Origin of the sequence: Streptomyces sp. NPDC046759, from assembly GCF_040645475.1 — a bacterium.
GTDB lineage: Bacteria > Actinomycetota > Actinomycetes > Streptomycetales > Streptomycetaceae > Streptomyces.
In genome coordinates, this window is the sequence record NZ_JBEYYJ010000020.1 from 66,193 (window position 1) to 81,210 (window position 15,018).

At 72.0% G+C, this 15,018-nt stretch carries 12 protein-coding genes and 1 riboswitch; of the genes, 8 read left to right on the forward strand and 4 right to left on the reverse strand.

Translation table 11 applies throughout. The annotated features are described in order from the left end of the window. Positions 1–15: 15 nt before the first annotated feature. Positions 16–954 carry a M56 family metallopeptidase gene (locus tag ABZ919_RS25525; protein WP_361252053.1) on the reverse strand — a complete coding sequence of 313 codons (939 nt, stop codon included), beginning with the start codon at positions 952–954 and terminating at the stop codon, positions 16–18. Positions 955–1,517: 563 nt separating this feature from the next. Beyond that, positions 1,518–2,735, reverse strand: coding sequence for a fumarylacetoacetase (fahA, locus tag ABZ919_RS25530; protein ID WP_361252056.1), 1,218 nt, complete (start codon positions 2,733–2,735; stop codon positions 1,518–1,520). Between the two features lie 315 nt (positions 2,736–3,050). On the opposite strand from fahA, the gene ABZ919_RS25535 reads away from it, so the two are divergent. The 3 genes from ABZ919_RS25535 to ABZ919_RS25545 all read left to right on the forward strand — a co-directional run bounded on the left by ABZ919_RS25535 (position 3,051) and on the right by ABZ919_RS25545 (position 6,584). Continuing rightward, the gene (locus ABZ919_RS25535; protein ID WP_361252286.1) at positions 3,051–4,295 is read left to right on the forward strand and encodes an ATP-grasp domain-containing protein; all 1,245 of its coding nucleotides are present in this window, start codon (positions 3,051–3,053) and stop codon (positions 4,293–4,295) included. A 47-nt stretch (positions 4,296–4,342) separates the two neighbouring features. Next, complete coding sequence (locus tag ABZ919_RS25540) at positions 4,343–5,545, forward strand: FAD-dependent oxidoreductase (RefSeq protein WP_361252058.1); 1,203 nt, start codon at positions 4,343–4,345, stop codon at positions 5,543–5,545. A 226-nt stretch (positions 5,546–5,771) separates the two neighbouring features. Then, the gene (locus ABZ919_RS25545; protein WP_361252061.1) at positions 5,772–6,584 is read left to right on the forward strand and encodes an HAD family hydrolase; all 813 of its coding nucleotides are present in this window, start codon (positions 5,772–5,774) and stop codon (positions 6,582–6,584) included. 330 nt (positions 6,585–6,914) lie between these two features. Here ABZ919_RS25545 and ABZ919_RS25550 read toward each other — a convergent pair whose 3' ends face one another. Beyond that, positions 6,915–7,406: a transglycosylase SLT domain-containing protein gene (locus ABZ919_RS25550; RefSeq protein ID WP_361252064.1), complete on the reverse strand. Its 492-nt coding sequence runs from the start codon at positions 7,404–7,406 to the stop codon at positions 6,915–6,917. A 4-nt stretch (positions 7,407–7,410) separates the two neighbouring features. Then, positions 7,411–7,589, reverse strand: a riboswitch (cyclic di-AMP (ydaO/yuaA leader). Positions 7,590–8,210: 621 nt separating this feature from the next. Between ABZ919_RS25550 and ABZ919_RS25555 the strand changes: the two genes are divergently transcribed. From ABZ919_RS25555 to ABZ919_RS25570, 4 genes are all read left to right on the forward strand, one after another. After that, positions 8,211–9,221, forward strand: a complete 1,011-nt coding sequence (locus tag ABZ919_RS25555; RefSeq protein ID WP_361252067.1) for a polyprenyl synthetase family protein — start codon at positions 8,211–8,213, stop codon at positions 9,219–9,221. Between the two features lie 472 nt (positions 9,222–9,693). Next, on the forward strand, positions 9,694–10,938 hold the full coding sequence (locus ABZ919_RS25560; protein ID WP_361252070.1) for a DUF2092 domain-containing protein: 1,245 nt from the start codon (positions 9,694–9,696) through the stop codon (positions 10,936–10,938). A gap of 70 nt (positions 10,939–11,008) precedes the next feature. Then, positions 11,009–12,007, forward strand: coding sequence for an ABC transporter ATP-binding protein (locus ABZ919_RS25565; RefSeq protein ID WP_361252073.1), 999 nt, complete (start codon positions 11,009–11,011; stop codon positions 12,005–12,007). Then, positions 11,994–12,875: an ABC transporter permease gene (locus ABZ919_RS25570; RefSeq protein WP_361252076.1), complete on the forward strand. Its 882-nt coding sequence runs from the start codon at positions 11,994–11,996 to the stop codon at positions 12,873–12,875. The genes ABZ919_RS25565 and ABZ919_RS25570 overlap by 14 nt, the downstream gene beginning before the upstream one ends. Positions 12,876–12,930: 55 nt before the next feature. Here ABZ919_RS25570 and ABZ919_RS25575 read toward each other — a convergent pair whose 3' ends face one another. After that, positions 12,931–13,524, reverse strand: a complete 594-nt coding sequence (locus tag ABZ919_RS25575; protein ID WP_361252079.1) for an NAD(P)H-dependent oxidoreductase — start codon at positions 13,522–13,524, stop codon at positions 12,931–12,933. Positions 13,525–13,721: 197 nt separating this feature from the next. On the opposite strand from ABZ919_RS25575, the gene ABZ919_RS25580 reads away from it, so the two are divergent. Next, a complete protein-coding gene (locus tag ABZ919_RS25580; protein WP_361252082.1) occupies positions 13,722–14,867 on the forward strand; it encodes a hypothetical protein in 1,146 nt (381 codons plus the stop codon). The last annotated feature ends 151 nt before the right edge of the window (positions 14,868–15,018 follow it).

Consider the following 15,018-nt stretch of genomic DNA (forward strand, 5'->3'; position numbering starts at 1 on the left):
CACCGGGTGCGCCACTCAGCCCAGGGCTGTCAGCCCTGGAGCGAACGTGATCAGGAGCGGGAGCAGTGGCACCAGCGCGGCCACCGTCGTCGTCAGGGCCCGGTGCCGGCGCAGCAGCCGCGGCGGCGGCTCCAGGAGCCGGTCCACGCGTTCCCCGAGGAGGCGGCGGCTGGAGTCGCACGACAGGACGCCCCGGTGCTGGTTCAGCTCGATCAGCGCCAGAGCCGTGGTGAGGTGCCCGCAGCGTCGGGACGCGGCGTCGTCGGCGGCGAGCTCGACCAGACGGTGCGTCTGGTCGCAGAAGTGGGCGAACAGCGGTACGCGCGGGAAGCCCGTGGCGAGCGCGGTGGACAGGTGGAGCAGCCAGTCGTGGTGGGCACGCGCGTGCCCGCGCTCGTGGGTGAGGACGGCGTCCAGCTGGTGGTCGGTGAGGCGCTGCAGTGCCCCTGTCGTGACGACGAGCTGTGGCGGGTGCCCGGGCATCCACCAGGCGTCCGGGTACTCGTCCTCCAGCACCAGCATGGGGCCGCGCGCCGCCGGCAGTCCGGCCGGCAGGTCGGGAGCGCGCTCCCGCAGTTGGGCGCGGGCCTGGCCGCGGCTGCGGCGGGCCTCGGCGAGTTCCCTGGCCAGCATCGCCGTCGTCCAGGCGGCCCCACAGGCCAGCAGTACGGTGAGGGCGGCGGCCCACACCGGTGCGGAGGAGAGGTCGTAGGCGGCGGTGACGGAGGGCGGCGCGGGGGCGAACACGCGGTCGCGGACGGTGTGGAAGACGGCCGCCGCGCCCAGGACCAGTGCGGCCAGGCAGCACAGCAGGACGGTGGCGACCAGGCACTGCCACACCCACAGCGCGACTACGGGTTCCCGCTCGGGCCATGCCGCACGTGTCAGCGCGCGCGGCGCCGCCAGGGCGGCCGTCAGGGCGAGGACGCTCAGCAGGAGCAGGCAGACGGTCATGCCGGGGCTCCGGTTCCTGGTCGGAGAGTTGCGCGGGTGCCGGGTGGTGCGGGGCGGTGCGCCGAGGGCGCGCCGCGTGGTGCGTGTCCGCCCAGTATGACGGGGAGGGGCGGCGGGAGTCAGGTCCCGGCGGTGATCCGTTGCGTGGTTCCGGCCGCTTGTGCCCCGTCACGTCCGGCCCCTCCGCCTCCGTACAGCGGACTGCTTGCGCGTCTGTCCCGGCAGGACCGGCAACTTTCCCGTCTCCCGGTCGCGCAAGGCCTGACGCACCGCCTCCAGCGCGCAGTCCGCCGAGGCGATCGCTCCGGCCGCCGCCGGCAACGCCACCTGGGCCACCGCGAGGACGACGAGCAGCCAGGCCGTCCGGGGCGGCCCATGAGCAGGGACCCGGCGCGGCGTGAGACCGGCGGTGCCTACGGCTCCCCGGGCGGGTGCGGTCAGCGCGCCGCCGACGCGCACGCCGGTGACCGCGTATGCCTGGTGCTCACCGCTTGTCTCGAGCGGTGAGCACCGGATGCTCGGCCCGGTGAACCTGTGTCAACGTCTCGCCACGAGATGGTCCTTCACCCCGTCACGACCCGCCCGCTGACCTCTCCCAGGCCGACCCGGCGCCCGTCCGCTCCGGGGGCCCAGGCCGACAAGGTCACCACGTCGCCGTCCTCCAGGAAGGCCCGCTTGCCGTCCGGGAGTTCGAGGGGATCGCGGCCGTTCCAGGTCAGTTCCAGCAGTGAGCCGCGCTGGCGTTCCTCCGGGCCGCTCACCGTGCCCGAGCCGTACAGGTCGCCGGTGCGCAGCGAGGCGCCGTTCACCGTCATGTGGGCGAGCTGCTGGGCCGCGGTCCAGTACATGGTCGAAAAAGGCGGCTCGGAGACCACATGGCCGTTGATGGCGACGGAGATCCGCAGGTCGTACCCGCCGGCCTCGATGCCGGGCGCCGAGTCGTCCAGGTAGGGCAGCAGCGGGTGCGTGCGCTCCGGCGGCGCCACGCGCGCGTGCTCCAGCGCGTCCAGCGGGGTGATCCACGCCGACACCGAGGTCGCGAAGGACTTGCCGAGGAAGGGACCGAGGGGCACGTACTCCCAGGCCTGGATGTCCCGCGCGGACCAGTCGTTCAGCAGGCACAGCCCGAAGACGTGGTCGCGGAACTCGCCCAGCGCGACCGGCCGGCCCAGCTGGGACGGCACGCCCACGACGAAGCCGACCTCCGCCTCGATGTCCAGCCGGATCGACGGGCCGAAGACCGGCGCCGGGTCGGCCGGGGACTTGCGCTGTCCGGAGGGCCGTACGACGTCCGTGTCCGAGACGACGACCGTGCCGGAGCGGCCGTGATAGCCGATCGGCAGGTGCTTCCAGTTGGGGGTGAGGGAGTCCTCGGCGTCCGGGCGGAAGATCCGGCCGACGTTACGGGCGTGGTTCTCCGAGGCGTAGAAGTCGACGTAGTCCGCCACCTCGAAGGGCAGGTGCAGGGTCACCTCGGCCAGCGGGTGGAACAGCGGCTCGACGGCCTCGCGGTGCGAGGGGTCGGTGACCCAGGCCGTGATGGCCCGCCGTACCTCCGACCAGGCCGGGCGGCCGGCGGCCAGGAGCGTGTTGAGGGTGGGCCGCGCGAGCAGCGCGTGGTGCGGTGAGCCGAGGGCGGCGGCCGCGGCGCCCGCGTCGAGGACCTGGTCCCCGAGCCGGACGCCGATCCTCCGCTCCGTGCTGCCGGAGGGCGAGAACACGCCGTAGGGGAGGTTGTGCGGGCCGAAGGGGTCGCCCTCGGGGACGTCGAAGGGGGGCATGGGGTGCTGCCTCACTCTCATCCGGGCCGTGCATGGCGATCTTCCATGTGGTCGCGGCACACGTTACGGCCGGGATGCGTGTCTTGGGCAGTCCACCCATGTGGCATCGAGCGGCACCTCGAGAGATGTCCGAAAGGCGCGTCTCGAAGGGGCTTCGAAAGGTTGCTCGCACCCTGTCTAAAGAGTTCGCAATGTCCGAATAGGTCTTGTCGGAGGCGGCAATTCCGGCTTAGCGTCCTTTCGGGACACGGACGGGGTGGGTCCGTTCCATTGGGGGGACACGTGGGGGGACCCGTGGCCGGAAACACCGTCGGTGTGCCGTTCGAGGCGGACCGCGACGTGCCTGGACTGATCGTCAAATTCGGCGACTATCCGCTGCACCACGGCGGCGTCGGCGCGATCCGCAGCCTGGGCCGGCTGGGCGTGCCCATGTACGCCATCACGGAGGACGCGTACACGCCCGCGGCTTCCTCGCGCTATCTGAAGAAGGCCTTCGTGTGGCCGACGACCGGTGCGGAGGACCCGGGCCACCTGGTCGAGGGCCTGCTGCGCATCGGCCGCCGCATCGGCCGCCCCACCGTCCTCGTCCCGACCGACGAGGAGGCCGCCGTACTGATCGCCGAGCACCAGGACGAGCTGGCCGGTTCCTTCCTCTTCCCGCGGGTCGACCCCGCGCTGCCGCGCCGGCTCGCCAGCAAGCAGGGCCTGCACGAGTTGTGCGAGGAACATGGCATCGTGAGCCCCGCGTCCGCGTTCCCGGAGTCGTACGAGGACATCGTCGCCTTCGCCGACACGGCCCGCTTCCCGGTGGTGGCCAAGAACCGCGAGGCGTTCGTCCGGCGTGAACGTCCCGCCGTGGGCGGCACCACGAGGATCGCCACCCGTGAGGGCCTGCTCGCCCTCGCCCGCGACTGGGGCGCGCGGCCGGGCGTGATCCTCCAGGAGTACCTGCCGCGGGAGGAGGCCGAGGACTGGATCGTGCACGGCTGCTTCGACCAGGACTCGATCCCGCTCGCGCTGTTCACCGGCGTCAAGGTCCGCTCGTGGCCGCCGCACGCCGGCATGACGGCGAACGCGTACGTCGTCGACAACCCGGAACTCACCGACCTCGCCGCGCGTTTCATCAAACAGATCGGCTACAGCGGCATCATCGACCTGGACCTGCGCTTCGATCGGCGCGACGGACAGTACAAGCTCCTCGACTTCAACCCGCGCATGGGCGCCCAGTTCCGCCTCTTCGAGAACGAGTCCGGAGTGGACGTCGTACGCGCCATGCACCTGAACCTGACCGGCCGTTCCGTTCCGGAGGGGGAACAGCGCGCCGGCCAGCGCTACGTCGTGGAGAACATCGACTTCCCCGCCCTCCTCGCCTACCGCCGCAGCGGCTACACCACGCCGCACGCACCGGCGAGGGCGAGCGGGACGGAGCTGGCGTGGCTCGCGGGTGACGACCCGCTGCCGTTCCTCACGATGCTCGCACGCTTCGTGCGCCCGGGCGCGAAGCACCTCTACCAGCTGTGGCGGACCAACCGCCGCGGCAGCGGTACCTCCACGAAGTAGGCAAAGCCACCGTGACAGTGGCGCAGCATGTCCTGGGGAGGGACTTCGTGACACGACCGGTTGCAGTGATCGGGGCGGGGCCGTTCGGTCTGTCCACCGCCGCCCATCTGCGGGCGCGCGGCCTGCCCGTCCGGGTCTTCGGCGACCCCATGGTCAGCTGGCGCGACCACATGCCCGAGGGCATGCTCCTGAAATCGACGCCCGCCGCCTCGAGTCTCGACTGCCCGCAGCCGGGTCACACCCTCGCCGACTACTGCGACGTCGCGGGGATCCGCCGGCTGGTGAGCGACGAGGACATCATCCCGGTGGAGACGTTCATCGCCTACGGCGAGTGGTTCCAGCAGAAACTGGTCCCCGGCCTGGAGCGGGTGCGGGTCGTGTCCGTGGACCGTGACAAGAGCGGCGGCTTCGAACTGAAGCTGGACTCGGGCGAGGTGTTCACGGCGCGCGCGGTCGTCGTCGCCACCGGCCTGTCGGGACTGGAGCATCTGCCCCCGGAGCTCGCGGGGGCCGTGGCCGACGGACCGGCGCCCACGGGACCGGTCTCGCACAGCTCCCAGCACCACGACCTGAGCCGTTTCGCCGGCAAGGAACTGATCGTGGTCGGCGCGGGCCAGTCCGCGCTGGAGACGGCCGCGCTCGCCGCCGAGGCGGGGGCACGCGTGCGTGTGGTCGCGCGCGGCCGTGGCCGGGTCGCCTTCGGCGCCCCGCCGTGGGGCCAGCCGAAGCTGCGCCCGGAGTCCCCCTTCGGCCGCGCCTGGTCGCTGTGGGCGTTCAGCTACTACCCGCACCCCTACCGCTATCTGCCGGAGGCCACCCGCCACTTCCTGGTCCGCCGGGTCCTCGGGCCGCTCGGCGCCTGGTGGCTGCGCGAGCGCTTCGAGAGCGCGGTGCAGGTGCAGGACGTCGAGCGGGTCATGGCCGCCGAGGCGCCGGACGGCAGCCCGGTCCTCACCGTTCGCAGCCACGGCGGGCACACCGAGCGGCTCACCGCCGACCACGTCATCGCCGCCACCGGCTACCGCGTCGACCTCGCGGCCATGGACTTCCTCGGGCACGAACTGCGCACCCGCCTCGCGGTGAGCCGCGGCACACCGAAACTCGGTCCCGGGTATGTGTCCTCCGTCCCCGGCCTGTACTTCACCGGCTTGCCGGCCGCGTCGTCGTACGGCCCGGTGATGCGCTTCGTCTGCGGCACGGAGTTCGCCTCCCCGCGCCTGACGAAACACCTGGCGGCGGCCCACGGCTGAGGCGTCCGGCGGACCGGGCCGGGCCCTGGCACGGCCGACCTGGCCCGCCGCCCTCTCCCGGCCCCCCGGAAGGCGTCGGAGCGCTCTCACGGGCTCGGGGCTGGGAGAGACGCGGGAGGAAGCGGGCGAACCCGCGTCAGGGGAACACGACTTGGGGTCGACCAGCACGTAAGTACGCAGGCCGGCAAGGTGAGTCGGGCAGGCGCGGTATCCGTATTCTCTGATCATGGCAGCCTCCCCCGCATATGCACTGATCGCCACCGACCTGGACGGAACGCTGCTGCGCGGCGACGACACCGTCTCCGACCGGTCGCTCGCCGCGCTCGCGCGGGTGGCGCGGGCCGGTGCCCGGCATCTGGTGGTGACGGGCCGCCCGGCCCCACGGGTGCGGCCGCTCCTCACTGACCTCGGCTGCGCGGGGCTGGCGGTGTGCGGGCAGGGGGCCCAGGTCTACGACGCCGGGGCCGGCCGCCTGCTGTGGTCGGTGCGGCTGGACCGGGAGCTGGCCGAGACGGCGCTCGGCAAGATCGAGGCCGAGGTGGGGCAGGTCTACGCGGCCGTCGACCAGGACGGCGTCGACGGGCTCACGCTCATCGAGCCCGGGTATCTGATGCCGCACCCGACGCTGCCCGCGGTGCGGGTCGGGCGGCGCGAGGACCTGTGGTGCGCGCCCATCAGCAAGGTGCTGCTGCGCCATGCCACCCTGTCCGACGACGAGCTGGCGGCCGTGGCGCGCGCGGTGGTGGGATCACTGGCCACGGTCACCATGTCGGGGCCGGGGACCGTGGAGCTCCAGCCGTCCGGGGTGACCAAGGCGACGGGGCTCGCCCTGGCCGCCGAGCGGCTCGGGATCGCGGCCGAGGAGGCCCTGGCGTTCGGCGACATGCCCAACGACATCCCGATGTTCGAGTGGGCCGGGCGCGGGGTCGCCATGGCCAACGCGCATCCCGAACTGAAGGCGGCGGCCGACGAGATCACCTTGTCGAACGAGGACGACGGCATCGCCGTCGTCCTCGAAGGACTGTTCCCGACCGACTGACCGGCACATCAGTACGCGGCCGCCCGAGGGAGCCCGAAAACGGAGTGGGTGAGCGGAGTCCGGAAGCGGAGGGCGTGTGCCGAGACCCGGTGCGGACGGCTGACGCAGGCCGGTGGAGGCCCGAGGGGCGTCGGCCGGGGGCGACGCAGGCGGGACGAGGGCCGACGCGGGTCGGAGGGAAGCCGGCGCGGATCGGCGGAGGAGGGAGGATGCACGACGGCCGCCCGGTACGCCCCCGTCCGTCAGGTGAGGGAGCGTGCCGGGCGGCCGATGCCGTGCCGGTGCACCGGCGTGCGGCCGGAGGCCTCGGGCCTGCCGGACCGCGGCCTGTCAGTACGCGCTGAAGACGTTGTCGATCGACCCGTACCGCGCGGCGGCGTAGTTGCATGCGGCGGTGATGTTCGCGACCGGGTCGTAGATGTTGAACGCCGTTCCGGCCACGTGGTACGTGTTGAACGTCGGGTCGACGACCTGGAGCAGACCCTTGGACGGGATGCCCGCGGCCGCGTTGGAGTCCCACAGGTTGATGGCGTTCGGGTTGCCCGAGGACTCGCGCATGATGTTGCGGTAGATGCCGTTGTAGCTGCCCGGGATGCCCTTCTGGGCCATGATCGCGAGCGACTTGCGGATCCAGCCGTCGAGATTGTTCGGGTACCCGGCGGTGGTGGTGGAGGCCGTGGTGGCGGTGGTGCTCGTGGCGGCGGAGGCGCTGGTGGCGCCGACGAGCGGCACGGCGAGGACGGCGGCGCCGGTGCCGGCGACGGCAAGGGCGCGGACGACGCGGTTGTTCCAGGAACGGCGGTGCTGAGCGGCAGCAGGCATGGGGAAGTCCTCTCCGGCGCCTGCGAGGTGAGCTGTCGGGTTCGGGCGGGGAGGTGCCCGGCCGTGCCTCGGACGAGACATGGCTTCACCCCGAGCCGTCCCGGTGTGGCGTGTGCCGTCCGGTCCGGCGGACTTACCTGGGTCCCCCGCTCCTGCCGTACGAAAGTTCGTTGAGTGGGTCACGCGGGCGGCGGCAGGATTCGGCGTCCGCCCGTCGGCCGGAACGTATGCGAGAGCACATGTCGGGAACAAGTACTGGATTCACACAAAGCGCCATTTGGCCTTTATCTGTGCGCTATGGGGTACTTGATCCTTTGCGGTTGCCAACCATCAACTCGCCGACGGGGCAAGGTGAAAGGTCGGTCCGGTGGGTGTGGGGCACCGAGGGGCGGAAGTGACCCAATTCACGAAAGCGCAAAATACATCAAATCGGACATGGGTGATTCGGGTGGATCGGCTGGATGGCGGAGTCCGTGGCGTGGCGCCCGTCGTTGTCCTGGTGGGCACGAAGGGGTGTGTGGGCGAGTGCGAAGGGGGGTGCGGGCGGGCGCGAAGGGGGTGCGGGCGTTACTCCGCTCGCTTCTCGCTTCGCGACAAAGCGGGTGCACTCCGGTTAAGTCGATGGATGTCGGTTCTTATTCCTTGATCAAAAACATACCGGTCATGAGCCGATACCGCCCATGCTGGACCGGTGGGCGCTATCGGTGATCGAACAGGGACCGGATACGCTGACTTGAGTGATGGCAGCGACCTATCGACAAACCGCGTAATCGCCAGCAGACACCAGCAGACAGGAGACCCCTCGTGACCGTCGTCGGGCCGTTCGGGCTGAGCGTGCGGGACCAGGCTCTGGAAGCCGATGTCCAGGCCGGATTGACGGCTGTCGAGGAAGGCTTGCTCGAGGCCACCAAGAGCGAGGTCCCGTTCATCACGGAGGCCGCGCAGCACCTCGTGCGAGCCGGTGGGAAGCGGTTCAGGCCGCTCCTCGTGATGCTCGCGGCCCAGTTCGGCGACCCCTACGCGCCGGGCATCGTCCCCTCGGCCGTCGTCGTGGAGCTGACCCACCTCGCCACGCTGTACCACGACGACGTCATGGACGAGGCGGCCGTACGGCGCGGCGTGGACAGCGCCAACACCCGCTGGGGCAACTCCGTCGCGGTCCTCACCGGCGACTTCCTCTTCGCCCGCGCCTCCCAGATCCTCGCCGACCTCGGCCCCGAGGCGGTCCGGGTGCAGGCCCTCGCGTTCGAGCGGCTGGTCACGGGTCAGATCCTGGAGACCGCCGGCCCCTCGGACGGCCGCGACCCGGTCGAGCACTACCTGGACGTGCTCGGCGGCAAGACGGGCTCACTGGTGGCGGTCTCGTGCCGGTTCGGCGCCATGATGTCGGGCGCGGACGAGACGGTCGTCGACGTGCTCACCCAGTACGGCGAGCGGCTCGGAGTCGCCTTCCAGCTCGCCGACGACGTCCTGGACATCGCCTCCGACTCGCACGAGTCCGGCAAGACCCCGGGCACCGATCTGCGCGAGGGCATCGCGACCCTGCCCGTGCTACGGCTGCGCGAGCGGGCGGCCCGGCTGAGGCTGCCCGAGGACATCGCGCTGTGCGAGCTGCTCGACTCGGACCTCAGCGACGACGGCCGCCACGCCGAGGCGCTGGCCGCGCTGCGCGCGCACCCCGCACTGGAGCAGGCCCGCCGCGACACCGTCCGGTACGCGGAGGAGGCCCGCGCCGCGCTGGCGCCGCTGCGGGAGTGCGACGCCAAGGCGGCGCTGATGGAGCTGTGCGACGCGGTGGTGCACCGCGCCGGCTGACACCCGCGCCGATCGCGACGGCTGACACTCGCGCCGATCGCGACGGCTGACACTCGCGCCGATCGCGACGGCTGACACCCGCGCCCATTCGACGGCTGACACCCCGGGCCGACACCCTGCCGACCACCACGGACACCCGGCCGACCCCGTCGGCCGGCACCCCGCGGGATCGCGACGTCCAGCATCTCGCGGGGTCACGGCGTCCGGCGCGGCCGGCCGTACGGCCCCGCACGCCCCCTTACGGCGCCGTCCGTTCCGGTGAGACCCTTACGGGTCGGGGGAGGCGCTGACCCCCACGTGTCATACCGCAGGCGTACACGGAGTTGCCTCCGTGGTCTGACGCATCCTCAAGGCCGGTTTGGTGAGATGGAAGCCACGGAAATCACCACTCCTCACCGATTCGGGTGAGAATGGCGGCTCTGGATGTACCAGCGCGAGGACAGCCGCCGCCGACGACGGAGGTAAGGCACACATGGCACCGTACGAATCCGACGACGCGGTGGACGCCGTGCAGGGGGACGTCGCGCGAGACGAGGACCGGCACGCCGGACGCCGCAAGGCCGCCCGTTACGCGGTCCCGGTCGCGGTGGTGGGCGTGGCGGCGGCCACGATCGGGCTGGTCCCGGCGCTCGCCGCCTCCGGAGACCCCGATCTGCCGAAGATCACCGCTCAGCAGCTCATCGAGAAGATCGCCAAGTCGGACGTCCAGCAGCTGTCCGGCACCGTGCGGGTCAGCACCGACCTGGGCCTGCCCGACCTCGGCGGCCTGGAGAACAACCTGGCCTCCGGTGCCACCAAGGGCTCGGCCGGCGGCTCCTCCGCCGACCCGCAGTCCCAGCTCAGCACGCTGGTCACCGGCACGCACACGCTGCGCGTCGCCGCCGACGGCCCGCAGAGGCAGAAGCTGTCGCTGCTGCAGAGCGGCTCCGAGTACAGCCTCATCCACGACGGCAAGGACGTGTGGGGCTACGACAGCAAGAGCGACGAGGTCTACCACGGCACCTCGGCCGACTCCGGCAAGGACCACCGGGCGGAGCCGCCGGCCACGCCGAAGGACTTCGCCGACCAGGCGCTGAAGTCGGTGGACGACACCACGTCCGTCACCGTCGACGGCACCGAACAGGTCGCCGGCCGCGACGCCTACAAGCTGCTGATCAAGCCCCGGCAGTCGGGCACCACGGTCGGCGCGATCAGCATCGCCGTCGACGCGAAGACGGGCATGCCGCTGAAGTTCACGCTGACCCCGAAGAGCGGCGGCGCCGCCGTCCTCGACGTGGGCTTCACGCAGGTCTCCTTCGCCAGGCCGGCCGGTTCGACCTTCGCCTTCACTCCGCCCAAGGGCGCGAAGGTGACGGAGCAGAAGGCGGACTCCGCGGCTCGCAAGCACGCGCCCGAGCCCGGCGAGGGCTTCGGCAAGGGCATGCCCGGCGAGGGCTTCGGCAAGGGCATGAACGCCGCCAACGTCCTCGGCAAGGGCTGGACGTCCATCGCCACCTTCGACACCGGCGCCAAGGGCGGCCTGCCGACCGGCGGCTCCAAGGCCGGTGACCTCGGCGGCTTCCTCGGCTCGCTCGGCGACAAGGTCTCCGGCAAGTTCGGCAAGGGCACGGTCTTCTCCACCCGCCTGGTCAACGCCCTGATCACCGACGACGGCAAGGTCTACGCCGGTGCGGTGACGAAGGCGGCCCTGGTGAAGGCGGCGGACGCGGGAAAGTGATCCGCCGCGGGCACGCCGGGCCGTGACCGTTCGTTGGCCTTTCACGGGAGGACGAATCGAGGGGGAGCCGATGGACGGACCGTCCGCCCCGGAGCGGGAGGCGGGGGACGCGGGGGAGCGTGCCCCGGCGCAGCCGGAGGCGAGCGCCATCGCCACGCGCGGCCTCACCAAGCGCTACCGTGGCGGACAACTCGCCGTCGACAGCCTGGACCTGACCGTCCCGGCGGGCAGCGTCTTCGGCTTCCTCGGTCCGAACGGCTCGGGCAAGACCACCACCATCCGCATGCTGATGGGTCTGATCGAGCCGACCGCGGGCACCGCCCGTGTGCTGGGCCGCCCGATGCCCCGGGCGGCCCGCGCCGTCCTCCCGCAGGTCGGCGCGCTCATCGAGGGCCCGGCCCTGTACGGCTTCCTCTCCGGCCGGGACAACCTGTTGCGCTACGACGCCGCCGACCCGACCGCCGACCCCCGCACCCGGCGTGCCCGCGTCGCCGCCGCACTGGACCGGGTCGGCCTCGCGGCGGTGGCCGGGAAGAAGGCGAAGGCCTACTCGCTCGGTATGAAACAGCGCCTCGGTCTCGCCGCCGCGCTGCTCCAGCCCCGCCGGCTGCTCGTCCTGGACGAGCCCACCAACGGTCTCGACCCGCAGGGCATGCGCGAGATCCGCACCCTGATCCGCGACCTGGCCGCCGACGGCACGACCGTCTTCCTCTCCTCCCACCTCCTCGACGAGATCGAGCAGGTCTGCACCCACGCGGCGGTCATGGCGCGGGGCCGGCTCGTCACCCAGGGCGAGGTGGCCGACCTGGCCGCCGGTGCCCGCGGCCGGCTGGTGGTGACCACCCCGGATCCGGCCGAGGCGACCCGGGTGCTGAAGGAACAGGGCGTCGGTGACGTCGTCGCCGACGGCGACCGGGTCACCGGCGAACCGCCCGCGCGGGACCTCGCCGAGGTGAACGCAGCCTTGGTAGCGGCGGGGGTCCGGGTCCGGGGATTCACGGTCGAACGGGCGTCGCTGGAGGACGCGTTCGTGGCGCTGACGGGGGAGGGCTTCGATGTCGCGGGCTGAGACCGTCGCCGTTCCGGCGGTGCGCCGGCCGAGCCCGCTGTGGACGTTCGGGCTGCTGCGCAGCGAACTGCTCACCACCCTCCGCCGCTGGCGCACCCTCTCCCTGCTCGCGGTGCTGGGCGCGGTGCCGGTGCTGGTCGGGATCGCGGTGAAGATCGAGACCAGGGACGGCGCGACGGCGGGCCACGGTGGCGCGGGCCCGGCGTTCATCTCCCAGATCACCAACAACGGCCTGTTCCTGGTGTTCACGGCGCTGGCCGCGACGCTGCCGTTCTTCCTGCCGATGGCCGTCGGGGTCGTCGCGGGTGACGCGATAGCGGGCGAGGCGGGCGCGGGCACCCTGCGCTATCTGCTGGTCGCCCCGGCCGGCCGCACCCGACTGCTGCTCACCAAGTACATGACCGTGCTAGCCTTCTGTGTGCTGGCCACACTGGTCGTCACCGTCACGGCGCTGGTCGTGGGCGCGCTGCTGTTCCCGCTCGGCGACCTGACGACCATATCCGGCACCCGGATCAGCTTCGCCGAGGGACTGGGCCGGGCCCTGCTGATCGCCCTGGTGGTCGCCGCCTCGCTGGTCGGCGTGGCGGCGCTCGGCCTGTTCGTGTCGACCCTCACGAGCAGCGGCATCGCGGCGATGGCCACCACTGTCGGTCTGCTCATCACCGTCCAGATCCTCGACCAGATACCCCAGTTGCACGCGCTGCGGCCCTACTTCTTCTCCCACTACTGGCTTTCCTTCGCCGATCTGATGCGCGACCCGGTCTACTGGGACGACCTGGTGAAGAACCTCGGCCTCCAGGCGCTGTACGCGGCGGTGTTCGGCTCGGCGGCCTGGGCGCGGTTCACGACGAAGGACATCAGCGCGTAACGCCTGGTGCCGCGGCCGGAAAGGTGCACCGGCTCAAACCTTTCCGGTCACAGCACTAGCCGGCGGCCGTTTCGTACGGGAAGCGTGCCAGGGGCGCCTCCTGCGCGAAGAACGTCTTGGCACGGGCCAGCGCGTCGGCGTCCTTCAGCATGTCGCCGCGTGCGCTGCCATTGCCGAGCAGCACCCCGCCGAAGCGCATCCTCATGTAGGCGGCCGAGTTGTTGAGCGTGCCGACGTACGGATCGGCGACCGACGGCTCCACGTCGGCGAGGGCGGCGACGCCCCAGAGCGTGCCGCCGGCCAGGGACGCCCTGAAGTCGAGTCCGGGGGTGCGCAGCCAGCCCGACCAGTGGTCCAGGTAGCGCTTGGTGAGACTGGAGACGGAGTACCAGTACAGGGGCGAGGCGATCACGATGTCGGTGGCCGCGAGCGTGGCGTCCAGCAGCAGATCCGTGACGCCGTTCGACGGCGGCCGTATGTGGTCGGTGTCGTGCCGCAGGTCCGCGAAGTCGGGCAGCGGGTGCTCGGCCAGCCGGATCCAGTGCTGTTCGACGTCGGCGGGCAGTTGCTCGGCGGCCGCGCGGGCCAGCAGCTCGGTGTTGCCCTCGGCGCGGGCGCTGCCCAGGACGAAGAGGAAGCGTCGGCTCATGGGTCCCCCAGTTGGGTGCTGTCGTGCGCCGAATAATGACGTGTGCATTTTATGCATACGCAAGCAATGGGCGCCAGCGTGCGGCTGGTGCGAGGCTGTGACGCTGCGGTGACGCGGAAGCCGTGGGGAGCCGACACACTGGTTGGCAGAACGCGTACGACAGGGATCGCGACGCCGGGGGAGTGAGGGAAAAACCGATGTCTCGACTCAGCTTCGAGAAGAAGCGGGCGCAGCCGCCCGTGGCGCATCCGGCGGTGGTACCGGTCCGGGTGTTCGGCGCGGGAGGCGCGTCGGTGGGCGGGACGTCGGTGGTGGCGGCGCCGGGCGAGGAGATCCAGCAGGCCGTCCTCAACCACCTGCAGCGCCTGGCCATCAGCATCGGTGCTCCCGTGCGCGTGACGATCCGCGACGACCGGACAGGCTGTGTGGTTCCCCTTGAGGTGTCGGCGGACGGTTCGAGCCGGGTCACGGGGGAGGCGGTCCGGGTGGCGGCGCCGGTGAAGCCGGGCACGGCGGACGTGCCCTCGCCGAGGAGTACACAGGATGTCCCGCCCGTGAAGTGGCCCGAGCCGGCTCCCGGCGGGACGGTGCAGGCGCCACCGGGCCGGTTCGGCCCCGCGCCGGTCATGCCGGTCACGGAGGCGCCGGCACCCGTCACCGGCGTCCCGGCGCCCGAGCCGGCACCCGCGTCCTCCATGCCCATTGCTCCCATGCCCATCGCCCCCACACCCCGAGCCACCGCTCCCCGCGGTTCCACGCCCCCCGCCCCCACAGCCGTCGTCGACGCCGCCCCCGCGCCCACCCACACCCCTCCCCGGGGCTTCGACGCCGTCGCCGAGGAGGTGCTCGGGGACGGGCCCGTGACCGAGACGGCCGAGGGGGCCGAGCTGCTCACCGACCCGATGCGGCGGATCAACGAGGCCGTACGGTCCGGACGTATCGAGGCGGCGGCGGAACTCGCCGACCGTACGGTCACCGAGGCGACCCGCGTGCTGGGCGCCCGCCACGCGGAAGTGCTGCACCTGCGCGAACTGTCGGCTTATATCGCCTACTTGGGAGGCGACCCGAGCCGCGCCTTCCGGCTGTCGCTGGACCTCGCCCGGCTGCGCCGGCAGGCGCGCGACGCGGAGGCCGCCTACGGCAACGTGCAGAGCGCGGCGACGGCGTGGCGCGCGGTGCGCGATCCCGAGGAGGGGCTGCGGCTGGGCCGCGACCTGATCGAGCTGTGGACGGACCTCACCACCGAGCCCGGTCCCGCCGCCGACGACCCGCGCCCGCTGGAGTCCGCCCGCGCCCGCATGGTCCGCCTGACCGACCGAGCGGCCCACGCCGCACAGGCCTGACACCCGGCGCCGTGCGGACCGCAGCCGTAGGTACCGCAGTCGAAGGCACCGCAGCCGTTGGCACCGCAGCCGTAGGTACCGCAGTCGTTGGCACCGCAGACGCATGCACCGGAGGCCTACGGACAGCAGCCGCATGGACTTGAGGGGCAGG